At 73.4% G+C, this 24,389-nt stretch carries 18 protein-coding genes, 2 tRNA genes, 1 other RNA gene and 1 pseudogene; 11 read left to right on the forward strand and 11 right to left on the reverse strand.

All coding sequences use genetic code 11. From position 1 onward, the window contains the following. Positions 1–117: 117 nt before the first annotated feature. From FB563_RS14935 to FB563_RS14955, 5 genes and pseudogenes are all read left to right on the forward strand, one after another. On the forward strand, positions 118–2,250 hold the full coding sequence (locus FB563_RS14935) for a penicillin acylase family protein (protein ID WP_055707987.1): 2,133 nt from the start codon (positions 118–120) through the stop codon (positions 2,248–2,250). Further along, on the forward strand, positions 2,247–2,843 hold the full coding sequence (locus tag FB563_RS14940) for a GNAT family N-acetyltransferase (RefSeq protein WP_055707986.1): 597 nt from the start codon (positions 2,247–2,249) through the stop codon (positions 2,841–2,843). Before FB563_RS14935 ends, FB563_RS14940 begins: the two co-directional genes overlap by 4 nt. Positions 2,844–3,004: 161 nt before the next feature. Next, positions 3,005–3,626: pseudogene (locus FB563_RS14945) on the forward strand (SDR family NAD(P)-dependent oxidoreductase). Between the two features lie 4 nt (positions 3,627–3,630). Next, positions 3,631–5,478: a copper resistance CopC/CopD family protein gene (locus FB563_RS14950; protein WP_142218711.1), complete on the forward strand. Its 1,848-nt coding sequence runs from the start codon at positions 3,631–3,633 to the stop codon at positions 5,476–5,478. 261 nt (positions 5,479–5,739) lie between these two features. Further along, positions 5,740–6,093, forward strand: coding sequence for a hypothetical protein (locus tag FB563_RS14955; RefSeq protein WP_055710435.1), 354 nt, complete (start codon positions 5,740–5,742; stop codon positions 6,091–6,093). A 115-nt stretch (positions 6,094–6,208) separates the two neighbouring features. Here FB563_RS14955 and FB563_RS14960 read toward each other — a convergent pair whose 3' ends face one another. The 6 genes from FB563_RS14960 to FB563_RS14985 form a co-directional block, all read right to left on the reverse strand. Next, a complete protein-coding gene (locus tag FB563_RS14960; protein ID WP_055710434.1) occupies positions 6,209–6,880 on the reverse strand; it encodes a hypothetical protein in 672 nt (223 codons plus the stop codon). Further along, positions 6,873–8,135: an ABC transporter permease gene (locus tag FB563_RS42930; RefSeq protein ID WP_055710433.1), complete on the reverse strand. Its 1,263-nt coding sequence runs from the start codon at positions 8,133–8,135 to the stop codon at positions 6,873–6,875. The genes FB563_RS14960 and FB563_RS42930 overlap by 8 nt, the downstream gene beginning before the upstream one ends. Beyond that, complete coding sequence (locus FB563_RS14970) at positions 8,135–8,887, reverse strand: ATP-binding cassette domain-containing protein (RefSeq protein ID WP_107100804.1); 753 nt, start codon at positions 8,885–8,887, stop codon at positions 8,135–8,137. The genes FB563_RS42930 and FB563_RS14970 overlap by 1 nt, the downstream gene beginning before the upstream one ends. A 77-nt stretch (positions 8,888–8,964) precedes the next feature. Beyond that, the gene (locus tag FB563_RS14975) at positions 8,965–9,312 is read right to left on the reverse strand and encodes a hypothetical protein (RefSeq protein WP_055710432.1); all 348 of its coding nucleotides are present in this window, start codon (positions 9,310–9,312) and stop codon (positions 8,965–8,967) included. Positions 9,313–9,524: 212 nt separating this feature from the next. Then, complete coding sequence (locus FB563_RS14980; protein WP_167528486.1) at positions 9,525–10,796, reverse strand: glycosyltransferase 87 family protein; 1,272 nt, start codon at positions 10,794–10,796, stop codon at positions 9,525–9,527. Positions 10,797–11,347: 551 nt separating this feature from the next. After that, a tRNA-Ser gene (locus FB563_RS14985) sits at positions 11,348–11,435 on the reverse strand. A gap of 120 nt (positions 11,436–11,555) precedes the next feature. Here FB563_RS14985 and ffs point away from each other — a divergent pair. The 6 genes from ffs to FB563_RS15020 all read left to right on the forward strand — a co-directional run bounded on the left by ffs (position 11,556) and on the right by FB563_RS15020 (position 20,442). Further along, positions 11,556–11,652, forward strand: an RNA gene (ffs, locus tag FB563_RS14990) — signal recognition particle sRNA small type. An 80-nt stretch (positions 11,653–11,732) separates the two neighbouring features. Further along, complete coding sequence (locus FB563_RS14995) at positions 11,733–14,120, forward strand: DNA polymerase III subunit gamma and tau (RefSeq protein ID WP_142218712.1); 2,388 nt, start codon at positions 11,733–11,735, stop codon at positions 14,118–14,120. Between the two features lie 128 nt (positions 14,121–14,248). Beyond that, positions 14,249–15,511: a phosphoribosylamine--glycine ligase gene (purD, locus tag FB563_RS15000; RefSeq protein WP_055710331.1), complete on the forward strand. Its 1,263-nt coding sequence runs from the start codon at positions 14,249–14,251 to the stop codon at positions 15,509–15,511. Between the two features lie 267 nt (positions 15,512–15,778). Continuing rightward, positions 15,779–17,704, forward strand: a complete 1,926-nt coding sequence (locus FB563_RS15005) for a M48 family metalloprotease (RefSeq protein WP_142218713.1) — start codon at positions 15,779–15,781, stop codon at positions 17,702–17,704. Between the two features lie 252 nt (positions 17,705–17,956). Further along, entirely contained in the window at positions 17,957–19,438 is a 1,482-nt protein-coding gene (locus tag FB563_RS15015) for a N,N-dimethylformamidase beta subunit family domain-containing protein (RefSeq protein ID WP_055707127.1), read from the forward strand. Between the two features lie 104 nt (positions 19,439–19,542). Further along, complete coding sequence (locus FB563_RS15020) at positions 19,543–20,442, forward strand: phosphoribosylaminoimidazolesuccinocarboxamide synthase (protein ID WP_055707128.1); 900 nt, start codon at positions 19,543–19,545, stop codon at positions 20,440–20,442. 45 nt (positions 20,443–20,487) lie between these two features. On the opposite strand, the gene FB563_RS15025 is transcribed toward FB563_RS15020, so the two are convergent. The 5 genes from FB563_RS15025 to FB563_RS15045 all read right to left on the reverse strand — a co-directional run bounded on the left by FB563_RS15025 (position 20,488) and on the right by FB563_RS15045 (position 24,329). Next, positions 20,488–20,560 (reverse strand) — tRNA-Gly (locus FB563_RS15025). Between the two features lie 23 nt (positions 20,561–20,583). Beyond that, complete coding sequence (locus tag FB563_RS15030; RefSeq protein WP_055707129.1) at positions 20,584–21,198, reverse strand: response regulator transcription factor; 615 nt, start codon at positions 21,196–21,198, stop codon at positions 20,584–20,586. Beyond that, positions 21,195–22,454 carry a sensor histidine kinase gene (locus FB563_RS15035; protein ID WP_055707130.1) on the reverse strand — a complete coding sequence of 420 codons (1,260 nt, stop codon included), beginning with the start codon at positions 22,452–22,454 and terminating at the stop codon, positions 21,195–21,197. Before FB563_RS15035 ends, FB563_RS15030 begins: the two co-directional genes overlap by 4 nt. 22 nt (positions 22,455–22,476) lie before the next feature. Further along, on the reverse strand, positions 22,477–23,220 hold the full coding sequence (locus FB563_RS15040) for an ABC transporter permease (RefSeq protein WP_055707131.1): 744 nt from the start codon (positions 23,218–23,220) through the stop codon (positions 22,477–22,479). A gap of 170 nt (positions 23,221–23,390) precedes the next feature. Continuing rightward, positions 23,391–24,329 (reverse strand): ABC transporter ATP-binding protein, encoded by a 939-nt coding sequence (locus FB563_RS15045; RefSeq protein WP_055707132.1) that lies wholly within the window; start codon positions 24,327–24,329, stop codon positions 23,391–23,393. Between the last annotated feature and the right edge of the window lie 60 nt (positions 24,330–24,389).

Genomic DNA, 24,389 nt, shown 5'->3' on the forward strand with positions numbered 1-24,389 from the left:
CCGGCGGCGCGCGCGGCGCAGCCGGGGTGGTCCGACGGCCCCTCCGCATCTCGCGTACGATCCCCTCACAGGAGTGAAGTTAGGCAAGGCTAACCTAAAGTAGAAGAGGGTGCCCGGGTGACCATCGAGACCTACCGCGACGCCTGGGGCATCCCCCACCTACGGGCCTCCAGCACCCTCGAACTGGCCCGTGCCCAGGGCCGGGTCACCGCGCTGGACCGCGCCTGGCAGCTGGAGGTCGAACGCCACCGCTCCCAGGGCACCTCGGCCGCCTTCCTCGGCGCCGGCGCCCTCTCCTGGGACGTCCTCGCCCGCCGGGCCCGCCTCGACGACACGGCCCGCCGCTGCTTCGCCGCGCTGGAACGCCGGGACCCGGAGACGGCCGACTGGGTGCGGGCGTACGTCGACGGCGTCAACGAGGGCCTGCCGGCCGGGGCCCGCCGGGCGCCCGAATTCACCCGCACCGGTCTCAGCCCCGCCCCCTGGCAGCCCTGGACCCCGCTCGGCGTCTGGCTCGCCACCCACCTGCTGTTCGCCGGCTTCCCGGCCAAGCTCTGGCGCGAGCAGGCGATACGGCACCTCGGTCCCGGCGCCGTCGGCCTGTTCGCCACGGACGGCCCCGGCACCGCGGGCAGCAACGGCTGGCTGGTCTCCGGCGCCCGTACCGCCACCGGGCACGCCCTGATCGCCGGCGACCCGCACCGCTTCATCGAGGACCCCGGCGTCTACCAGCAGATCCGCCTCGCCTGCCCCGAGTTCGACGTCGTCGGCCTGGCCGTGCCCGGCGTCCCCGGCATCCCCCACTTCGGCCACACCGGCACGGTCGCCTGGGCCATCACCAACGCCATGGCCGACTACCAGGACCTCTACCGCGAACGCCTGCGCCGCACCGGCGCGGGCGTCCAGGCCCTCGGCCCCGACGGCCACTGGCACCGGGCGGCCCGGCACACGGAGACGGTGGAGATCGCGGGAGAGCCACCGATCGAGACCGAGATCATCGAGACGGAGAGAGGACCGGTGATCGTCGGCGGGCCGGAGGGCCTGGAGGCGCGCAACACCGCTTCCGCAGATGAGGACAGCCCGCTGGAGCCCGGCGGGAACCCCGCCCTGGCCCTGCGCTACCCGCCCCGCGTCACCGCGGACCTCGGCTTCGGCGCCCTGCTCCCCCTCCTCAGGGCCCGTACGGTGAGGGACGTCGACCGCGCCCTGGACGCCTGGGCCGAGCCCGTCAACGTCGTACAGGCCGCCGACGCCCACGGCCGCACCCTCCACCGCGTCGCCGGCCGCGTCCCGGTCCGCGCGCAGGCCAACCGCCTCCACCCGGTCCCCGCCTGGCAGCCCGGCCACGACTGGCAGGGCTGGCACGAGACGCCGTACGGCCCCGTCGAGGACGGCATCGCGGTGATGGCCAACCAGCGCGGCCCGGCCACCCCCCTCGGCGTGGAGTTCGCCCCACCGCACCGCGCCGACCGCATCCGCGCCCTCCTCGACGCGCGCCGCACCTGGACCGCCGACGCCATGCCGGTGATCCACACCGACACCCACCTCGCCTCCGCCGCCCCGCTCCTGGACCAGCTCGCCGCGCTCGACGGCCTCACCCCCGCCGCGGCCCGCCTGCGCGACCGTCTGCTCGCCTGGAACCGGCACATGGACGCCGACAGCACCGACGCGGCCGCCTACGCGGCGCTGCGCGGCGCGGTCGTACGCCGGCTCGCCGCCCACCCGGTGTTCGCCCCGCTCGCCGAGCCCCCGGCCTGCCCGGAGGTCCTGCTCCCCTGGCTGGCCCTCGTCCCGCGCCTCGGCCACGCCCTCGAACACCTGCTGTCCGCCGAGGAGTTGTACGGCATCGACCGCCCGGCCGCGGTCCGCGCCGCCCTGGAGGAAGTGGCCGCCGAGCCGCCGGCCGGCACCTGGTCCGACACCCACCGCCTCGCCGCCTGGCGCGCACTGCCGTACCCGGAAGGGCAGGGGGACACGGCACCCGGACTCGCGGGCGACCACGACTGCGTGCTGTGCACCTCCGCCGTCCCCGGTCTCACCGACCGCGCGGCCCGCGGCCCTGCCGCCCGCTACGTCTGGGACCTCGCCGACCGGGCGGGCAGCCGCTGGGTGGTCCCTTTCGGCGCCGACGGTGTCCCCGGCAGCCCGCACCACCACGACCAACTCCCCTTGTGGCTCCAGGGGGAACTGGTCCCCGTCGTCACCGACTGGGCCCTGCTCACCCCCGACCCCACCGAGGAGATCCGATGACCGACCGCACCGACCTCCACGAACAGCACGTCGACGGCTTCGGCACCGTCCGCATCCGCCCCCTCGACCCGGCCTCCGACGCGGACGTCGTCCACCGCTGGGTGAGCGAGGAACGCGCCGTCTTCTGGGGCATGCACGGCCTCACCCGGGACCAGGTCGCCGAGATCTACGCCCACATGGCCGGCCTCGACACCCACCACGCCCACCTCGTCACCAAGGACGGCGTACCGGTGGCCCTGTTCCAGACGTACGAGCCGGCCGCGGACCGGGTCGGCGAGTGCTACGAGGTCCGCCCCGGCGACCTGGGCGTCCACGTCCTCCTCGCCCCGGCCGGCCCCGGCGGGCCGCACCCGGGCTGGAGTTCGGCGCTGCTGACCGTGCTGACGACGTACGCGCTGCGGACCCTGGACCGGCGCCGGCTCGTGGTCGACCCGGACGTGCGCAACACCGGGGCGATCGCCCGCTTCGAGCGCCAGGGCTTCGTGAGCGGCCCGGTGGTCGTCCTGCCCGAGGTGGACCTCCCCGACGTGTACCTGCCGGAGAAGCACGCCCAACTCGCCTTCCTGGAGCGCGGGACGGCCTTCCCCGGGTGACGACGACGCCGGGGGAAGGGCCGAAGCGTCCGGGCGGGCGGCCCGGGGGTTCCGCCCTCGTCGCCCTGCCCGCCGGGGACGACTTCTGCGCCCCGCACCGCTGACCGGCGGCATCCGCAGCTCATGGCGCCCGGATTCACCTGCGCCGACCACGAACGCCCATGAACAGCGGCCCGCTGACCCTGCTCGACGGACAGACCGCCCTGGTGACAGGCACGGGCGGCGGCATCGGCCGCGCCATCGCGCTGCGCTTCGCCGAGGAAGGCGCGGCGGTGGCCGTCCACTTCCGTACGGCGGTGGACGCGGCCGGTGACGTGGCGGCCCGGATCCGGGAGTCGGGCAGCGAGGCCGTCGTACTCCGGGCGGGCCTGACGGACGAGGAGGCCCGCGGGCGTCTGGTCCGGGAGGGCACCGACCGGTCCGGCGGCCGGCTCAGGGCCCTCGTCGACAACGCGGCGGTGCGGCCCGTCCAGCCCCTGCCCGGCATGACCGCGGCCGAGTGGCGGACGGTCGTCGACACCGACCTCACCAGCGTCTTCGCCTGCACCCAGGCCGCCGCCGCCCATATGCGGGGCCACGGCGGCGCCCGCACGGCGGCCCTGGAGTGCGGGCCCGACGGCATCCGCGTCAACGCCGAGTCGCCCGGACGGATCGACGGGGAGGGCCCGGTCGAGGCCCGGCCGGACGGCGTACGCCGTGTTCCTGGCCTCGCCGTTCGCGCGCTGGATCACCGGCCACCGCCTGACCGTCGGCGGCGGCATCCCGGCCCGGCCGACATGGTGAGTGCATGAATGAGCAGGGCGGCCGGTCCGCGCGTACTCATACGGAGGACCCGCGGCGAGGGAGGGGACGAGTGCTGCTGCGCGACCGACACCGGCGACGGCCGGGACGGCTGGCCCTGCTCTGCGCGGGGCTCTTCCTCCTCGTGCTCGGCACCGCGGCCCCCGCGTCCGCCCACGCGGCCCTGCGCTCGACCGACCCCGCCGACGGAACCCTCCTGCGCACGGCCCCCCGGCACGTCACCCTGACCTTCACCGAGTCGGTGGGTCTGCTCACCGACTCCTTCCGCGTCTACGACCCCGCCAACCACCGGCTGCGCACCGGCCCCGCCGAGCACGCCCCCGGCCGCTCGGACACGGCCCGTGTCTCCCTCCCCGCCAAGCTCGCCGACGGCACCTACACGGTGGCCTGGCGGGTGGTGTCCGCGGACAGCCACCCGGTGTCCGGCGCGCTCACCTTCTCGGTCGGCACGCGCACCGCGACGACCGTGAGCCCGGTCCCCGGAGACACGCAGGACCCCGTCACCGCGGCCCTGTACAACATCGCCCGCTACCTCGCCTACCTCTCCCTGGCCCTCCTCCTCGGCACGGCGTCGTTCGTGGCGTACTGCCGCCCGCCGACGGCGGCCCCGCTGCGCACCCCGGTGCTGGCCGCCGCCTGGACCCTCATCGCCACGACGGCCGCGCTGTACCTCCTGCGCGGCTCCTACGAGGAGGGCACCTCCCCCAGCCTCTCCCTGAACTCCCTCACGCACACGGCCACGACCCGCCCCGGCGCGCTCCTGCTCGCCCGGCTGACGCTGATGCTCGCGGCCGGCGCCGGGGTGGCGCTCCTGCGGGCCCGCCGCCGAAGGCTCCCGCGCCGTACGACGCTCACCGTGGCCGGGGCCGTCTCCCTCCCCCTCGCGCTGACCTGGACGGCGGCCGAACACGCCTCGGCGGGCATCCAGGTGCCCCTGGCCATCGCCGCCGCCACTCTCCATCTGCTGGCCATGGGGGCCTGGCTGGGCGGTCTGGCGGCCCTCCTGCTCACCCTGCGGCGCACCTCCCCGGCCACCGTGGCCCGCTTCTCCCGGCTGGCCTCCGCCTCGGTGACGGTGCTGGTCGTGACCGGCGTCTACCAGTCCTGGCGGGGCCTCGGCTCCTGGCAGGCGCTCACGGACACGACGTACGGCCGCACCCTGCTGGCCAAACTGGCGGCGGTCACCGTGCTGCTCCTGACGGCGGCCTGCTCCCGCACCTGGACGACCCGTCTGGCCGGGGAACCCCGGCCTGCCGTCGCCAGCGTCCGCGAACCGGCCACGGTCCCCCCGCTCCCGCGGCCCCCGCAGGCTCCGCAGCCCCCGGAACGCCCCGCCCCGGCCCCGCCCGTCCACATCCTGCGCCGCTCGGTGCTGGCGGAGGCGGCCGCCGGTCTGGTGGTGCTGGCCCTGACGACCCTGCTGACGAGCACGGCGCCCGGCCGCGCGGCCGAGGAGGCGACGGAGAGCGGAACCCCGTCGGCCGGTATCCCGACGGCCTCCGTCACCACGATCCCCTTCGACGTCGGCACCCCCGGCGGCCACGGCAAGGTCCAGATCACCCTGGACCCGGGCCGCGTCGGCCGCACCTCCGTCCAGGCGGTGGTCTACGGCCCCGACGGCGGCCTGTCCACGGTCCCCGAACTCCGTATCACCCTCACGCTGCCCGCCCAGCGTCTGGGCCCCCTCGACACCCGCGTCACCGACCGGGGCGGCTACTGGTCCAGCGACTCCTTCGACCTGCCCCTTCCCGGCACCTGGACGATGAAGGCGACGGTCCGGGTGTCGGACCTGGACCAGGTGACGGTGTCGGCTCCGGTGCGGGTGACGCGGTAGGCCTTTTCCCGATCGGTCCCGACTGCGCGGCCCATCTCCCGTTCCAGGGGGATGACTTACCGTTCGGATCAATATCCGGCGTCTTTCCCGGCATGCGCGTTGCGCAACGGAAATCCTGATGCGATCATGACAGTTGGCGCGAGCGTTCCACCGCTCACGCTTTTCAGTCGACCACCGGTAGCGGAATAACGGTTGGGGTTACGGCGGGGCAACGCCGTTATCCCGCCCCGCTACTGGCCTGCACATCAGGAGAAATCACTTATGGCGGAGCTCATTCGATCCGCGACGCGATCCCGCAAGACGCTGGCGAGGGCGGTCGCGATCGCGGGCCTGGCCGCGGCGAGCGTCACGGTGGCCGCCCCGACCGCGCTGGCCAGCGGCACGAGCCCCACGACGTACGGCTGCTATTCGAGCTGGGGCAACACCGGGTCCAACGGCCACTGCCAGTCGGTGGGGCGTACCGGTGACTTCCAGAACGAGATCGACTGCAGCTTCTCCGGGGACTCGTCGATCTGGTACCTGTTCCACAAGGGCAACTCCAAGCCCAACTGGGGCTATGTGGAGTGCAATTTCTCCGCCAACAGGTCCTGGATCAACTACAAGATCGACTCGTAAAAGGCGCGAGAAGATCAGTGCTGCAGGGGTGTCCCGAATCGGGGCACCCCTGCCGTGCGTGCATGACGCGTACGCAGGTACGCAGGGACAATTCAGAGTCTCGCGTACGCCGTGGTCAATTCCCCTCGGCGTGCCGCCTGTTCCGCCGAATCGCGCGCCGCAACCGGTTGACGCGCCATGGAGTCAGCGCCGTCGCGATCCCGCCCGCGAGCACGCTGCCGACCGCGATGCCCCAGCAGGGAATCGCGGACCCGGGCTGGTCCGTCCAGTCCCACCACCGGAACCGTCCCAGGCCGTCGATCTGCCAGTACGTCAGCGGGAACAGGGTGACCAGCGGAAGGATCCAGGAGAATCTCCAGCCCCAGGCCCGCCCGGACAGCAGGGCGAGCCCGACCCAGATCAGCAGGCCTCTCAGGAGCAGCAGAACGGTGTCCATGGGGCTCAGGAACGCCTCGCCCGCGGCGAGCAGCAGAGCGGACACGGAGACCGCCCCGACGAGGCAGGAGATCTCGACCCGCCGGAAGCCCCTGCCCGCCGCCTCTTCCAGGGACTCCATGGCGCTGCCCAGGCCGCCCACGGTGAGCACGGCCAGGGCCAGGGGAATCTCATGGCGCAGAGGGGTCGCGGAGGCTCCGCTGCCGCTGAAGGGGAAGGCGAGCCGGGCGGACCCGAACGCCACATCGCACGCGACCACCACGGCCCAGCCCACGGCGATGCCGCGGAAGCGATGCGCCCGCAGGTAGCGGATCCAGGACTCACGCCGATCGGGCCCGGGCAGATCAAGCACAGTGCGTACCCTCGATCACCTTGATCCGCTTCTTCACCCAGTCCACCTGTACCGGCTCGGGCTGCTTGATCAGCCGTGCGATCGCCCGCTGGTCGACACCGGGCGGCCCGCCGTGGATGTCGGACGGCTGCCCGGCGCCGGAGATCCGGGCCGCCAGCCACGAGTCGAGCTCGAAGTACGCCGCCATGCGCCGGTCGTCGGCGTCGCTGTTCGCCGCCTCGCAGAAGGGCGGGGTGGACGTCCGGGAGATCGCGATGGACATGCTGTCGGCCACCTCCCACATGGACCCTTCGAAGATCGAGAAGTCGGTGTCCTGCCCCTTGTCGCCCCTCAGCCCCTCCTCGTAGAACGACGAGGGGGACTTGATGAGGGGCGGCAGTGCCGACACGCGCCGTGCCAGCGCCTCGAGCCGCGGCAGGTACATGCGCTCCTCGGGCCACACGCAGATCTTCGGCTCGGTACGCGTGCACGCCGGAGCGCTCGGATTGGCCCGCGCCGTCTGCACGGGGCCTGCCGTGAGCACGCCCGCCAGGCACACGACGGCCAGCGCCGAGCTGCCGATGGCCGGCAGCCTGGCGATCAGCTTCCCGCGTTCACCGGTGTACCCGGACAGACTGCGGGGCGTGAGAACGGCGACGGCCACCGCGCAGAGCGCGAGCCCCCAGCGCACGGCGAGACGCCCCGGAGTCACTTCCACGGCGGGGGCGCCGGAGAGCACGAACAGGCCGGCCTTCGCCGGGCCGCCGTTCATGGTCACCACCAGGAAGCAGGCCAGACCGGAGATCACCGGGGTGGCGAAAGCGGACGGGAACCAGCGCCCGGCGATGTGGCCGACAGCGATGCACAGAACGATGAGCGCCGCCCCCAGCAGGAGGTAACTGGGCCACAGGAATCCGGGTCCGGCGTCGCGGTAACTGACCGCCGCGGCGACCAGGGCGCCCACGAGGTAGGCGACGCCGCCGTAGACGGCGACCGCCGTGATGTGCGTGACCTCGACCCGCCATCGGGGCCTGGTGCCCGCGGTGTGCTGGTCCTCGAAGCCGAGCCGGTGGATCCGGCCGGAGGCCCAGGCGGCGTAGGCCGCCAGGAACGGGCCGAGGTAGAAGGCGGGTATCTGGGCCGCCGCGCTGGCCTGCGGCCAGACGCCGATCCACCACTGGGACCGTCCGAAGAGAACCGCCACGTCCAGGGCGACGAGGACGGGGAACCACCAGCGAAGGGGAGAGCGCCGCAACTCCATCCAGAGGATGCGCATCAGGAGAGCTCCCCCTGCCCCGACAGGGCCGCCATGTACCCGCGCTCCAACGGGCTGTCGCCCGCCACTCCCGACCGGCTGTGGCCCGCGAGGGCCTCCGGGGTGCCGCGGAAGAGGAACCTTCCGGACTGCATGACGACGACCTGGTCGCAGACGGCCGCCACGTCCTCGACGAGGTGGGTGCTCAGGACGATCGCCGAGCCCGTCAGCGATCTGATCAGTTCGCGGAACTGCAGCCGCTGTTCGGGGTCCAGGCCGACGGTCGGCTCGTCCAGGAGCAGGAGTCGCGGTGAGCCGACGATGGCCGCGGCGATGCCCGCGCGGCGCAGCATGCCACCGGAGAGGGACTTCATCCTGGCCTGCGACCGTTCCTCGAGGAGGACGGACGCGATCGCCTTCCGGGCCGCGTCGTGGGCCTCACCGTCGGGAATTCCGCGCAGCCACGCGCTGTACCTGACGAAGTCGTAGACGGAGAAGGACGGAAAGTATCCGAATTCCTGGGGCAGGTAGCCGATCAAGGGGCGAGCCGACCTCGCCGACCGCTCGGAGTGCACCTTGGTGCCGCAGATCTCCAGGGTCCCCTCCTGTGGAGGCGCGACCGTGGCAAGAGTGCGGAGAAGTGTCGTCTTTCCCGCGCCGTTGGGGCCCAGAAGTCCATGGACCCCCACGTCGAGATCCCAGTGGAGTCCGGTGATCACCTGGTGCCGGCCGTAGCCCTGGGCGATTCCCGACAGCGATGCGATCGGTCCCACGTTGTTCCTTTCACGTGCGTGACCGGGTGCCGCCCGCGGCGGCACCCGGTCACCTCACCTCTACGTGCCGAGACGCATCAATTCGTGAACATGATGTAGGACTTCTCGATGTCGAAGGTGCACTCGACTCCGCCCCACTTGGGGTGCGACTCCCCGGAGTAGAAGACCGTCCAGATCGAGTCCTCGTTCCCGAAGGTGCACACGCCGCGGTTCTTGTACTGGCCGGTCTCGGTCACCCTGGCGCAGTGGCCCACCGATCCGGTGCTTCCCCAGGTCGAGTAGCAGCCGTTGAGCTTGGGGCTCGTGCCGCTCGCCAGCGCTGCCGGCGTGGACAGGGCGACGGCCGCGATCGCCGCGCCCGTGAGCGCGGCGACGCGCGTTATGGTGGTCCGCGCCCGTCTCGCGGGCTGAGTGTGCTCCGTCATCACTGTCTCCTCCTGATGTGCAGAGCGATGACGGGGGTGGGGCCGCAGCGTTGCCCCGCTGCGGCCCCAACCATGCTGTCCCGCCATCGAATAGTTGACTGCGAAGGCTTGATGAAGCGCCGTTCGCTATTTGTCATGATCACACTAATTTGTAGATCTTGCAACGGCATCGCGTGGCTGCGGCATGGAAGATGCCGTTCTGCCCTGGTTGCTCACGTTGAATTCCGCGGCGCAGGGGGGCCCTGGGGGGCGAGGCCGCGGCGGCGCGCCCCGGACAGGGCGGCGGTGAAGCGCGGCCACGTCAGCAGGACGACCGGGTAGATGGCGTAGCCGATGCGGGTCGCCGGGGACAGCACGATCGCCAGGATCAGACCGAGTGCCAGCCGGTCGGCACCGGCCACGGCGCTCGACGGCGGGCGGATCACGAGCGAGAGGCCCACACCCGCGGCGCTCAGCGCGATGAGCGCCATGGTGACCGCATCGCCGTGCGGAACCAGTACGGCGATCAGATGGCCCAGCAAGGGACTCTGCGCGGACGATGCCGTGGGACCGAGACCGAACGGGTAGAGAACGACGTTGCGGTAGAAGGCGTCGCTGTACGCCAGGGCCACCGGCAGAACGGCGAGCACGGCGACACCCAAGGCTCCGGCCGTGCACCTGACCGCGGCCCGCCGTCCGCCGCGCACCGCCAGTACGGCGACGAGCACCGGGATGGCCGGCCACGCGGTCCACTTCAGCGCGGCCGCCGCGCCCAGGGCCAGCCCGGCCCGTCCGGCGTCGCCCCGCTGGGTGAAGGCCAGGGCCAGGCACATCAGCCCGATGACCGGCGGGTCCACGCCACCGATGGTGAGCGGCAGGGCGACGACGGGACAGGCGCACAGCCACAGCACGCCCGTCCTGCCGGTGACTCCGCGCGGGGTGCCGAGCCGGCCGGCGCCCCCGTCCCGGCCGTTGGCCAGCACCCGTATCGCGGCCACCACGGCCGCCAGGAAACCGGCGAGGAACCACAACCGGGCGCTGGTGAAGGGAGCGTCGCCGAACAGCATGTGCGGTATGCCGAAGAGCGCCATGCCGGGGAGGTAGGGATTGAAGTCCCGCACCACGTGCGGCGTGGGGTTGTACGGGTTTCCGGAGGCGAACAGCAGATCAGCGGCCCGTTCCACGACGCCGACCTCCATCTGCTCCTTGCTGATCACCGTCAGGTACAGCAGGGGCACGACGATCGCGCCGGCCACCGCGACCACGGCCGGGGCCGGCGCCCAGCGTGCGGACGACCTCGCCGCGACCAGTGCGGCACAGCCGTAACCCAGTGCGGCGGCCAGTCCCCATGCCTCCTGCGAGGTGTCGGCGGGCGAGAGCAGGCCCACCGCGAGCGCGGACACGGCGCAGACCACCAGCACCGGCCAGTCCCACCGTCGCTCGACGCGACGCGACTCGGCGGCGGTGGTGGCGCCCGGCTCCGGTGCGCGAACGGCGGTGGCCATCAGGCACCGGACTTTCGCCGGACGCGCACGCCGAGGAGGCCGGATGGAGTGAGGGGGGCGATCATGGCGTAACTGTACAGTTGATGTGTACATGCCGCGCACGCCCGGTCGGGCACCTCACACGCCTCCGCCCGCCCGGGGAACCGGTCGGCACGGTCGGCCGCGATAAGAGATGGCCCTTTCCGTGCCGGGGTTCCAGATCACCGCTTCACAGAACTGCCGCTTCGCCGGCACACCGCCCTCCACCGCGGCCGCGATCCCGGGGGCGGCGGCGTGCGCACAGGCTGTGGACAGGGCGAATGCCCGGCGATCTCCGCGCGTGAGCCGTCCGCGGCCGCGAGAGTGTGCGCTTCGTCACCAAGCCCTCAGCGGCACGCCGGGCCGCGGCCGTGAACGAGGCCGAACGAGACGGAAACCGACACGGAAGCCGAGAGGGCAGCCGACACGGAAGCCGAGGGGGGCCGACATGGAACCCGAGAGGGGCCGACACGGAAGCCGAGAGGGATGAACGCCAGAGGGCCGGACCACTTTCGCGGTCCGGCCCTCTGGGCTGGCGGAGGATACGAGATTCGAACTCGTGAGGGGTTGCCCCCAACACGCTTTCCAAGCGTGCGCCCTAGGCCTCTAGGCGAATCCTCCGCCGGAAACATTACATGACCGAGGGGAGTGCTCGCGAACTCGTTCCCGCAGGCCGTCATCGGGGCGGTCGGCGGGGTGCGATCGGGTTCGGACCGCGGGCCGCGATCGGGTACTGTGGGGCACAGCCCCTCACGCGGCGCTATCTGACTGAACTCCCCCAGGGCCGGAAGGCAGCAAGGGTAGGTCGGCTCTGGCGGGTGCGTGGGGGGCCCTTGCGTTTCCGGGCCGGCATCCGTGGTCCGGGGCCGGGTTCCGCGGCGGGGCCGGTTGTCAGTGGGCGCCTATAACCTCGTATGCGTGTCGTCTCTCGCGCTGTACCGCCGCTATCGCCCGGAGACCTTTGCCGAGGTCATCGGGCAGGAGCATGTCACCGACCCGCTGCAGCAGGCGCTGCGGAACAACCGGGTCAATCACGCGTACCTGTTCAGTGGTCCGCGCGGCTGCGGCAAGACGACCAGCGCGCGCATCCTCGCCCGCTGCCTCAACTGTGAGCAGGGCCCCACTCCGACGCCGTGCGGCGAGTGCCAGTCGTGCCGTGACCTCGCCAGGAACGGCCCCGGCTCGATCGACGTCATCGAGATCGACGCGGCTTCTCACGGTGGTGTGGACGACGCCCGTGAGCTGCGCGAGAAGGCGTTCTTCGGACCCGCGAGCAGCCGGTACAAGATCTACATCATCGACGAGGCCCACATGGTCACGTCGGCCGGCTTCAACGCCCTGCTGAAGGTCGTCGAGGAGCCGCCCGAGCATCTGAAGTTCATCTTCGCGACCACCGAGCCCGAGAAGGTCATCGGCACCATCCGGTCCCGGACCCATCACTACCCCTTCCGGCTCGTGCCGCCCGGCACCCTGCGGGACTATCTCGCCGAGGTGTGCCAGAAGGAGGACATCCCGGTCGAGGAGGGCGTGCTGCCCCTCGTCGTGCGCGCCGGCGCCGGCTCCGTGCGTGACTCCATGTCCGTCATGGACCAGCTCCTCGCCGGCGCGGGAGAGGAGGGTGTGACGTATGCCATGGCCACCTCCCTCCTCGGCTACACCGACGGCTCTCTTCTCGACTCCGTCGTCGAGGCCTTCGCCACCGGGGACGGAGCCGCCGCCTTCGAGGTCGTCGACCGGGTCATCGAGGGCGGCAACGACCCGCGCCGCTTCGTCGCCGACCTGCTGGAGCGGCTCCGGGACCTGGTGATCCTGGCCGCGGTGCCGGACGCCGTGGAGAAGGGGCTCTTCGACGCCCCCGCCGACGTCCTGGAGCGCATGCAGGCCCAGGCCTCCACCTTCGGCGCCGCCGAGCTGAGCCGCGCCGCCGACCTCGTCAACGCGGGCCTGACGGAGATGCGCGGTGCCACCTCGCCCCGCCTCCAGCTGGAACTGATCTGCGCGCGCGTGCTGCTCCCGGCCGCCTATGGAGACGAGCGGTCCGTGATGGCCCGCCTCGACCGTCTCGAGCGCGGCGTCCACTTCTCGGGCGGCGCCGGTGCGCCCGCGATGGGCTACGTCCCCGGGCCCGAGGCCCACGGAGGCGGCGCTCCCCTGCCGCCTGCCGCCGCCTCCGTACCGCCCGGCGGCGGCCCGGCGGCGGCCCGCGCGGCCGTACGAGCCTCCAACGGCCCGGGTGCCGGGGGCCCCGGTGCGGGTGGAGCGGGCGTCGGCGGTCCCGGCGTCGGCGGTCCCGGCGTCGGCGGTCCGGCTCCGGCCGCCCCCGCGCCCACAGCCCCTGCCGCTCCGACAGCTCCCGCACCCGCTCCGGCAGCTCCCGCACCCGCTCCGGCAGCCGCCGCCCCGGCCACCCCGTCGGCCCCCGCGCCCGCCGCCGCCCAGGCCCAGGTGCCGCCTTCCGGCACACCCGTCCAGGCCGGTCCTTCCGCCCCGGCCGGTCCTTCCGCCCCGGCCACTGCCACACCCGGCGCCTGGCCCACCGCCGCCCCCGCCGGAAGCGGCCGACGCCCCGGTGGCTGGCCGACGGCAGCGGCACCCGCGGGCGGCGCGCCCCAGGGGCAGACCCCCGGCCGTGCCCCGGCCCAGCAGCAGGCCCCGGCATCCCCGCCGTCCCCCGCGGCTCCGGTACCGCCCGCGGCCGCCCCCGCCGGTGGCCTCGAACCCCGCATGCTCTGGCCGAACATCCTGGAGGCCGTCAAGAACCGCCGCCGCTTCACCTGGATCCTGCTCAGCCAGAACGCGCAGGTCACCGGCTTCGACGGCACCACCCTCCAGCTCGGCTTCGTCAATGCCGGTGCCCGGGACAACTTCGCCGGCAGCGGCAGCGAGGACGTACTGAGGGCGGCGCTGGCCGAGCAGTTCAACGTGCAGTGGAAGATCGAGGCGGTCGTCGATCCGTCCGGTGGCGGTTCCGCGCCCCCGCCGGCCGGCGGCTCGGGCTACGGCGGCGGAGGCGGTTACGGCGCTCCCGCCGCAGGAAGCGGGGGTTACGGCGCCCCGGCCGCGGCCCCCTCCGCGGCTCCCCAGCCCGCCCCCCGGGCAGCCGGGTCATCGTCGTCGGGCCCCGGGGCCCGGCCTGCCGCGACCGCCCCCCAGCCCGCCGCCGCGCCCGAGCCGCCCCCGGTCGCCCCCGAGGACGACATCCCCGAGGACGACGACCCGGACCTGGACGAGTCGGCCCTCTCCGGCCATGAACTGATCGTGCGGGAGCTGGGGGCGACGGTGGTGGAGGAGTTCTCGAACGAGTAGGGCGTGCTCACAGGCGTCCGAACGCGGAGCTCTCACGGTCGGTTCCGGGGCCTTCCGGGCCCCCTTTGGAGGAAACCCCAACAAACCCGGCCCCCGGCCTTCGGCAACCTTGCCATTAGGCTGGCCCCGTGAAGGTCCTCGTCATCGGCGGCGGCGCCCGCGAACACGCCCTGTGCCGTTCCCTGTCCCTCGATCCCGACGTCACCGCGCTGCACTGCGCCCCCGGCAACGCCGGCATCGCCGAGGTCGCCGAGCTGCACCCGGTCGACGCGCTCGACGGCAAGGCGGTCGCCGAGCTGGCCGCCGGCCTCGGCGCCGAGCTGGTCGTCGTCGGCCCGGAGGCCCCGCTGGTCGCCGGTGTGGCCGACGCCGTCCGCGCCGCGGGCATCCCGGTGTTCGGCCCGTCCGGGCAGGCCGCGCAGCTGGAGGGCTCCAAGGCCTTCGCCAAGGACGTCATGGCGGCGGCCGGGGTGCCGACCGCCCGCTCCTACGTGTGCACGACCGCCGAGGAGGTGGCCGAGGCCCTGGACGCCTTCGGTGCCCCCTACGTCGTCAAGGACGACGGGCTGGCCGCCGGCAAGGGCGTCGTCGTCACCGACGACATCGAGGCCGCCACGGCTCACGCCGCCGCCTGTGAGCGTGTCGTCATCGAGGAGTTCCTCGACGGCCCCGAGGTGTCCCTCTTCGCGATCACCGACGGGGAGACGGTCCTGCCGCTCCAGCCCGCCCAGGACTTCAAGCGCGCGCTGGACGGCGACGAGGGCCCGAACACCGGCGGCATGGGCGCGTACTCGCCGCTGCCGTGGGCGGAGCCGAAGCTGGTCGACGAGGTGCTCCAGACGGTGCTGCAGCCCACCGTGGACGAACTGCGCCGCCGCGGCACGCCCTTCTCCGGTCTGCTCTACGCGGGCCTGGCGATCACCAGCCGCGGTGTCCGGGTGATCGAGTTCAACGCGCGCTTCGGCGACCCCGAGACCCAGGTCGTGCTGGCCCGGCTGCAGACCCCGCTGGCCGGCCTCCTGCTGGCCGCCGCCACCGGCAACCTCGCCGACCTGCCGCCCCTGCGCTGGAGCGAGGACGCCGCCGTCACGGTCGTCGTCGCCTCGCACAACTACCCCGCCACCCCGCGCACCGGCGACCCGATCACCGGACTGGACGAGGTGGCCGCGAAGGACGCCCCGCACGCGTACGTGCTGCACGCCGGAACCAAGCGGGACGGCGACGCCGTCGTCAGCGCGGGCGGGCGGGTGCTGTCCGTCACCGCCACCGGCAAGGACCTGACCGAGGCGCGCGAGCGGGCGTACCGGGCGGTGGGCCGGATCCGGCTGGACGGTTCCCAGCACCGCACCGACATCGCCGCGAAGGCGGCCGCGCAGGCGGCGAACGCCTGACCTTCCCCTCCTGACAAGGCACAGGCCCCGGATCCCCGATCCGGGGCCTGATCTTTGCTGTCTGTCACCCACCTCTGACCAAAGCCATTCCATCGAGTGAGCAATCGGCCATACGGCTGACGGGGGCCGGGGCCCCAACTAGGGTGCCGCGCAAGCGTTCCGGCACTTGGCCCACCGGCATTGCGATGTCAGTGGCGGGTGCCACAGTGGGGGAGTGAGCACAACCAGGACAGCACGCCATCGGCAGCGAGGGGGTGAGGGCGGGACGTGACCGGAATCGGTGCGGAGGCGGGCGCGCAGGCCGCGCGCTCCCGGGCCCTGGCCGTACTGCGCGTCCGGGGCCGGGCGCTGGCCGTGGCCCTGCTGCCCGCGGCGGCCGCGGTGATCCTGCTGACCGGCGGCTCCACCGGCCACTTCGTCGGCCGGGGCTGGGACGTGGCCCGCTGGATCGTGGGCGTGCTCGCCGTGCTGGTGCTGCTGGCCGCCGTCGGCATCGCCCTGGTCGTGGCCCGGGCCCGCCCCGCCGTGAGCCCCACGGTGCCGATCCCGGAGGAGTCCGCCCCGGATCTGTACCGGATGGTGCGCGACCTCGCCGACCGGCTGGACGTGCCGGCCCCCTCGGCCATAGCGCTCACCCCGGACTGCGACAGCTGGCTGGAGGACCGTACGCACTCGGCCCACGGCCCGCCCGCGCGCCCCGCGCCCGGCGAGGACGAGCTGGCGGGCCCGGGCCGCCGCCGCGCGCCCGTCGCGCCGGTGCTCGTCATCGGCTCCCCGTTCCTGTGGTGGATGCGCGTCGGCGAGCTGCGCGCGGTCCTCGCCCCGGTCATCGCCGGTACGGGCCCCTCGGCGCACCCGGACATAGCCGCCGCCCGGCGTTTCGTGCGCGGCCTGGACGCGGCGGTCGCGGTCGCCGCGACACCGGGCCGCTGTCCGGCGACGCGCGGTGTGTGCGCGGCCCTCGGCTGGGTGGCCCGGCTGCTGCTGCGCGGCTGCCGGGAGCATGCGACGCAGATGGAGCGCGGGGTCGCCGCGGCGGCGGCCGAGCGGGCCCAGGCCGTGGACTACGGCCTGCGGATCGTGGCCCAGGAGCAGGTGGGCCTCGCCTACGCCGGCTGGGACCGGCTGCTGACCAGGGTCGCGCTGCCCGCCTGGCGCATGGGCCGCTGGCCCTCGCGGCTGGACGCGGGCGTGGTGGCGGCGCTCACCGAGCTGTCCCGGCGCGACCGCCTGGCCGAGGGCTTCACCTCCCGGCTCGGCGAGCGCCCCGCCTGCGACCTGCTGGAGGAGCCGGGCGCCGTGGACGAGGCCGCGTCCCTCCTCGCCGCCCGCCTCTTCCACGGCGGCCCCGCGGAGTCCGGCCCGGACTGGGCGCCGGTGGACTGGCAGGCGTACCCGGAGGAGGTCGTGGACCGCACCTGGCGCGCCGACGCCGCGCGCCTCCACCGTGTCCTCGACGCCCTGGGCGTCCGCCCCTCCCTCGACCCCACGACCCCCGACCCCGGCGGCCCCACCCTGGCCCGCATCCTGGACCACCTCACGGAGCCCGCCCCAGGAGCAGCAGTACCAAAACCACCGCACCACCCCCAGGCGACCGACGGCGAGCAAGTCCCCTCAGCCCCACCCGCCCCGCCGACCGCCCCGCAGGCCGCCGACGGCGAGGACGCCCCACAGGGGCCACCCGCACCCGACGACGAAAGCAGCACGGGTGGTGCGGGTGGGAAAGAAATCCCCGCCGAAGGCGAAGCCGTGGCGGGACCCCCGCCAGAGGACCCCGGCACCGAACGCAGCGCCGCCCTCGCCGCAGGCCTGACCGCCGAGCTGGCCCGCGAAGAGGCCGGCGCGCCGACCTCCGGTGCGACCGCCACCGGTACTGCCACCGGCGGGACCCCCGACAGCGCCCTGTGGGACGACGGCGGCCTGCCCCTCTTCCCGCTGCAGCCTCCCCGCACCGCCCGCGACCTCCTCACCGATCACGTCACGGCGATGGTCTGCTGCGCGGCCGTCGACACCGCCGGCGCGGTCCCCGCCCTGGACTGGCTGGACGGCCCCTCCCTGCTGCTGGGCGGCGAGCGGGCCGCCGACCTCACCCCCAAGGTGCTCAGCCTGATCGAGGAGGGGGACCCGGGCCCGCTGCGCGACTGGCTGGCCGCGACCGGGATACGCCCCGAGAAGCCCGTACGGCTCGTCTAGGGGCCCCGGCACGGCTCGTCCGAGGACCGCCCGGAACGGGAGTCCTGTCTTCCAGTTCAGGTCAATTCGCAACGACTAGTGACCGAGCCCGTGCGTTATGTGATGTGCTGGGAGCGACCACGCACCTGGCAAGGGCGTGCGACATACGACAGCACGGCCGAGGACGCCGAGGACTGCGCGCACCACCGAGCACAGCGAGCACGGCGAGCACCACCGAGACAGGACGACACGGGGGCAGGGAGGGGAGCGACCATGGCCTCGGACCACATCCGCCGCTGGGAGTCCGGAGCGCTCGCGCACGCCGTCACGGACCCCTTCGGCCAGGGCCCGGTGCCCTGGCTGCGCGGCAGCGAGACCTACTTCGACGACACCGGTCATGTCGTGCCCTGGTACGTCGACCCGAGCCCGCAGCCGCTCAAAGCCGTCGGTGCCGCCCCGCGCGTGCCCGGACCCCGCTCGGCCGACGACGTGCACCGCCAGATCAAGGGCTTCACCGCGACCGGCGCGGTCACGCCCGGCGAGGCGATCGACTTCCACATCACGGTCGACCCGCCCCAGGAGTTCGGCGTCGACATCTACCGGATCGGCCACTACGGCGGCGACGGCGCCGCGAAGATCACCACGAGCCCGCGCCTGTCCGGCATCGTCCAGCCCCCGCCGCTGGCCGCCGACCGCACCGTCTCCTGCCACCACTGGTGGCTGTCCTGGCGCCTCCAGGTGCCCTCCCACTGGCCCATCGGCGCCTATGTGGCCGTCCTCACCACAGCCGACGGCTACCGCTCCCACGTGCCGTTCACGGTCCGCGACGACCACCCCGCCGACCTGCTCCTGCTGCTGCCGGACATCACCTGGCAGGCGTACAACCTCTACCCGGAGGACGGCCGCACCGGCGCCAGCCTCTACCACGCCTGGGACGACAAGGGCCGGCTGCTCGGTGAGGCGGACGCGGCGACCACGGTCTCCTTCGACCGGCCGTACGCGGGGGCGGGCCTGCCCCTGCACGTCGGGCACGCCTACGACTTCATCCGCTGGGCCGAGCGCTACGGCTACGACCTCGCCTACGCCGACGCCCGCGACCTGCACGCCGGCCGCGTCGACCCCGGCCGCTACCGGGGCCTGGTCTTCCCCGGGCACGACGAGTACTGGTCGGTGCCGATGCGCCGGGCCGTGGAGGACGCCCGCGACCGGGGCACCTCGCTGGTCTTCCTCTCCGCCAACACCATGTACTGGCAGGTGGAGCTCGGCCCTTCCCCCTCCGGCGTGCCGGACCGGCTGCTGACCTGCCGCAAGCGCAAAGGGCCCGGGAAGCCGGCGCTGTGGCGGGAGATCGACCGGCCCGAGCAGCAGCTGGTCGGCATCCAGTACGCGGGCCGGGTGCCCGAGCCGCATCCGCTGGTCGTCCGCAACGCCGGCCACTGGCTGTGGGACGCGACCGGCGCGCACGAGGGCGACGAGATCGAGGGCCTGGTCGCCGGCGAGGCCGACCGGTACTTCCCGCGCACCCCGCTGCCCGCGCACGAGGAGCGCATCCTGCTCGCCCACTCCCCGTACACCGACAACGACGGAGTCCTGCGCCACCAGGAGACGTCCCTCTACCGCGCCCCCTCCGGCGCCTGGGTGTTCGCCTCCGGCACCTTCGCCTGGTCCCCGGCCCTGGACCGCCCCGGCCATGTGGACCCCCGCATCCAGCGCGCCACGGCCAACCTCCTGGACCGCATCTGCAAACGCGACTGACCCCGGCGGCCCACCATCCGGCACCCGCCACCGCCCCCTGGCCGAAACCGATCGCCCCCATAAGGGAGAATCGAGGTCATTGGACAGAACCACGGGGAGGAACCGTGTCCGGATTCGTAGAAAAGCCCGAGCCGATCCAGGTTCCGGGCCTGGTGCACCTGCACACCGGAAAGGTGCGCGAGCTGTACCAGAACGAGGCGGGCGACCTCGTGATGGTCGCCAGCGACCGCATGTCCGCCTACGACTGGGTGCTGCCCACGGAGATCCCCGACAAGGGCCGCGTGCTCACCCAGCTCTCCCTGTGGTGGTTCGACCAGCTGCGGGACCTGGCCCCCAACCATGTGCTCAGCACCGACCTGCCCGCGGGCGCCCCCGCCGACTGGGCGGGCCGCACGCTGGTCTGCAAGTCCCTGAAGATGGTCCCGGTGGAGTGCGTGGCCCGCGGCTATCTCACCGGCTCCGGCCTGCTGGAGTACGACGAGTCCCGCACGGTCTGCGGCCTCGCCCTCCCCGAGGGCCTCGTCGACGGCTCGGAACTCCCCGCCCCGATCTTCACCCCGGCCACCAAGGCCGAGGTCGGCGAGCACGACGAGAACGTCTCCTACGAGGAGGTCGCCCGCCAGGTCGGCGCCGACACCGCCGCCCAGCTGCGCCAGGCCACCCTCGCCGTGTACTCGCGGGCCCGGGACATCGCCCGTGACCGGGGGATCATCCTGGCGGACACCAAGTTCGAGTTCGGCTTCGACGGAGACTCCCTGGTCCTCGCCGACGAGGTCCTCACCCCGGACTCCTCCCGCTTCTGGCCGGCCGACCGGTGGCAGCCGGGCCGCGCCCAGCCGTCGTACGACAAGCAGTTCGTCCGGGACTGGCTGACCTCCGCCGAGTCCGGCTGGGACCGCAAGAGCGAGCAGCCCCCGCCGCCGCTGCCCGAGAAGGTCGTCCAGGCGACCCGGCAGAAGTACGTGGAGGCGTACGAGCGGCTCACCGGCCTCAGCTGGCACTAGCGACACGAAAAGACCCCGGCCCAGTGGACCGGGGTCTTTCTCCCGAGCGGACGACGAGGCTCGAACTCGCGACCTCAACCTTGGCAAGGTTGCGCTCTACCAACTGAGCTACGTCCGCGTTGCGCCGTGGCGCGAGAGCAACTATACCCAACCTCGCTCGCGCGCGAGACGCACTGCCGCATGACGGTTCTCGGCGCCGAGCTTCGTGACGGCCGAGGAGAGGTAGTTCCGCACGGTCCCCGGGGACAGCGCGGCCCGCTCGGCGATCTCCGTGACCGGCGCGCCGTCGGCGGCCAGCTCCAGCACCTCGGTCTCCCTCGCGGTCAGCGGCGAGTCCCCGGCGGAGATCGCGTCGGCGGCCAACTCCGGGTCCACATAACGGCTTCCGGTGTGCACGGTGCGGATGATCTCGGCGAGCCGCTGGGCGCTGACCGTCTTCGGGACGAACCCGCGCACACCGGCCGCGAGCGCCCGTTTCAGGTGGCCGGGCCGCCCGTGCCCGGTGACGATCAGCACCTGGCAGCCGGGCAGTTCCGCGCGCAGGGATGTGGCGACCTTCACACCGTCGGCGCCCGGCATCTGAAGATCCAGCACCGCGACATCGGGTTCATGGGCCCGTGCCATCGCCAGCGCCTCCGGGCCGCTGGCCGCCTCCGCGACGACCAGGAGATCGTCCTCCAGCGACAGCAGCGCGGCCAGCGCGCCCCGGATCAGATGCTCGTCGTCGGCGAGCAACAGCCGCACCTGAGTACTCATGAGATGACTTCGCTCACTTTCTCGCCGTCATGCCCCAGTGGCACCTGGGCCACCACCAGGAATCGGCCCCCGTCGACCGGCCCGGCCTCAAGGGTCCCGCCGACGGCCGCGAGCCGCTCGCGCAGTCCGGCGAGCCCAGAACCCCCACCCCCGTCGGGGGTTCCGGCCAGGCCGTCGTTCTCCACCGTCAGCACCGCATGCCCCTGCGACGACACGCGCAGAGACAGCGTGCAGCGCCCGGCGTCCGCGTGCCGCAGCACGTTGGTGGTCGCCTCGCGCACCACCCAGCCGAGGGCGGACTGCACGTCGGCCGGCAGCCCGGCCGGCTCGGCGCGGACCTCGCAGGGAATCCCGGCGGCCGTCAACACGCCCTGCGCACCGGCGAGTTCGACCCCGAGATCGGCCTCCCGGTAGCCGCGCACGACGGCCCGTACCTCCCGCTGGGACTCCTGCGCGATGCGCTGCACCTCGATCATCTGCTCCACGGCCTCCGGCCGCCCCCGGCGGGCCAGTTGGACGGCCAGCTCGCTCTTGAGCGAGATCACCGACAGGTTCCGCCCCAGCACGTCGTGCAGATCCCGCCCGAACCGCAGCCGCTCCTCGGCGACGGCGAGCCGGGCCTCGGCCTCACGGGCGCGTTCCGCCTCCCACAGCACGGCCAGGGTCCAGGCACCGCAGCGGCCGGCGAGCAGCGCGAAGACCGCCTGGAACATGCTCACCGCGGCGGTCACCACCAGACCGACGCCGTCGTGATCGGCGAGCCCGATGGCGGCCGCGAGCAGGACCGTGAACACCGCCGACCGGCGCAGGAACACCCCGACCGGGACCGTGAGCCCGTAGAGCAGCGCGTACGGCAGCACGAGGCCGCCGATCGCGAACCGGACCGTCATCTCCTGGGCCGCGTCCAGTCCGGCGAGCGCCACGAGCAGGGCGCAGGCCAGCGCCAGCAGGACGGCCGGCGCGCGGTGCGTGCCGGCCGGCAGCTCGGTGCGGCCGAGGTAGTGGTCGAGCGCGGGCCGGGTGAGTCGGTTCGACAGCGCGCACTGCAGCACCGCCAGGAGGGCGAGCAGGGCGCCGAGGACGAAGGCCGCGGGCCGGTGGGGGAGACCGCCGCCGACCAGCGGCAGCAGCACCCAGCAGCCCATGATGAACCACACCGTGCAGTACCAGGTCACGACGCTGAACAGCTCGACCCGCTCGGCCTTGCTGCGTTCGCCCCAGTGCCGCTGCTGCCAGCGCCGTACGCGTCCGACCATCCGCGCGTCCCCCGTTCCTTCCTCAGCGCCGTGGCTCCCACCGGAACCACCGCCGTACCCCACCCACCGCCACGATGATCCAGGCCACCGCGGTCGCCACGGTGCCCAGAGTCTCGTGGACGCTCAACTGTCCGGTCCAGCCGGCGCGGACGAGCCGCATCGCCGGGGACAGCGGAAGCAGTTCGCAGACGGAGGCGAGCCGGTCGGGCAGGACCTCGGTGGGGACCGCCATGCCGGAGCCGATCATGGAGAAGAACACCAGGGGCAGCGCGGTGACCTGTCCGCTCTCCACGCTCCGGGTGAAGGACGCGGTGAGTGCGGCCAGTGCGGTGCTCAGCACGAGCCCCGCCGCCAGCCCCAGGAGGGTCAGGTACGGCGCCCTGGGCGCGCCGGTGTGCAGCAGCACGGCGCAGCCGGTGCACAGCAGCAGGGCCTGGGCGAGGCCGAGGCCGACGGCGGGCAGGGCCGTGCCGGTGAGGATCTCGGCGTCGGTGAGTTCGCCGGTGCGCAGCCGCTTGAGGACGAGCTCCTCGCGGCGGGCGACGTAGACGCTGACCAGGGAGGTGTAGACGGCGAAGAGGAAGGAGAAGCCGATCCCGGCGGTCGTCATCACCACCCCGATGTTCAACCCCTGTTTCTTCAGATCCAGTTGGTCGAGGGCCGGCCGCACGCTGAACGGGAGGGCGAGCGGCATGACGAGCGCGGTGAGGACGACACCGCGGTTGCGCCCGAGCAGGGCCAGCTCGGCCCGCCCCAACGCCCGCATCCGCCGCCCGGCGGCAGCCCATGCGACTCCGCCGCGGCCACGGCCGCCCGCCCGGACCCCGGTCGAGCCCTTCACGCCGGGACCCGCCGCTCCTGCGTTCACCTTGTTCGCCCCGCTCACTCCGTTCGCCCCGCTCACTCCGTTCGCCCCGCTCACTCGGTTCACCCCGTTCACGCCGCCACCTCCCGCTCCCGTGCGATCTCGAGGAACGCCTCCTCCAGTGAGGCCGACCGCATGTCGAGGCCCCGCAGTTCGAGTCCGGTCCGGTCGGCCCAGGTCAGCAGCGCGGTGGCGGTCCGCTGCAGGTGTGCCGTGTGCAGCCGTACGACCCTCCCGGCCGTCTCGTGCCGGCTGACGCCGAGGTCGGCGAGCGGGGGCAGGTCGCCGAGGAAGTAGCCCTCGGGCAGCTCGAAGGAGATCCGGGACGGGCGGTCCGCGGTGACCTCGGCCGGCGTCCCGGAGGCGGCGATGCGCCCCTCGTGCAGGATCGCGAGCCGGTCGGCGAGGCCCTCCGCCTCCTCCAGGTAGTGCGTGGTGAGCAGCACGGTCGTCCCGGACTCGCGCAGGCGGCGCACCAGTTCCCAGGTGTCGCGGCGCCCTTCGGCGTCGAGCCCGGTCGTCGGCTCGTCCAGGAACAGCACCTCGGGGTCGCCGAGCAGCGCGAGCGCCAGGTCCAGGCGCCGCCGCTCGCCCCCGGACAGCTGCTTGACCCGTACGCCGGCCTTTCCGGCGAGGCCCACCAGGGCCAGCGTCTCCGCCTCCGGCCGGGCCCCGCTCGTACAGCCCGCCCACATGCGGGCGGTCTCGGCGACGGTCAGCTCGGAGGGGAAGCCGCCCTCCTGGAGCATGACGCCGGTGCGGGGGCGTACGGCGGCCCGCTCGTGGTAGGGATCCCGGCCGAGGACCCGGACCCGGCCGCCCGCGGGCAGCGCGAGGCCCTCCAGCAGCTCGACCGTGGACGTCTTGCCCGCCCCGTTGGTGCCCAGCAGCGCGAAGATCTCACCGTGGGCCACGGAGAAACTGATGCCGCGTACGGCCTCGAACCCGCCCCCGTACACACGCCGAAGGTCGGTGACCTCAATCACGTGTTCGTGTTCGTCGTAGTGCATGAGCCCAGCGTCCCGGCGGCCGGACCGGGCCGGCAGTGCGCGGTGTCATCACCCGGCATG

It is taken from the genome of Streptomyces puniciscabiei (genome assembly GCF_006715785.1).
GTDB lineage: Bacteria > Actinomycetota > Actinomycetes > Streptomycetales > Streptomycetaceae > Streptomyces > Streptomyces puniciscabiei.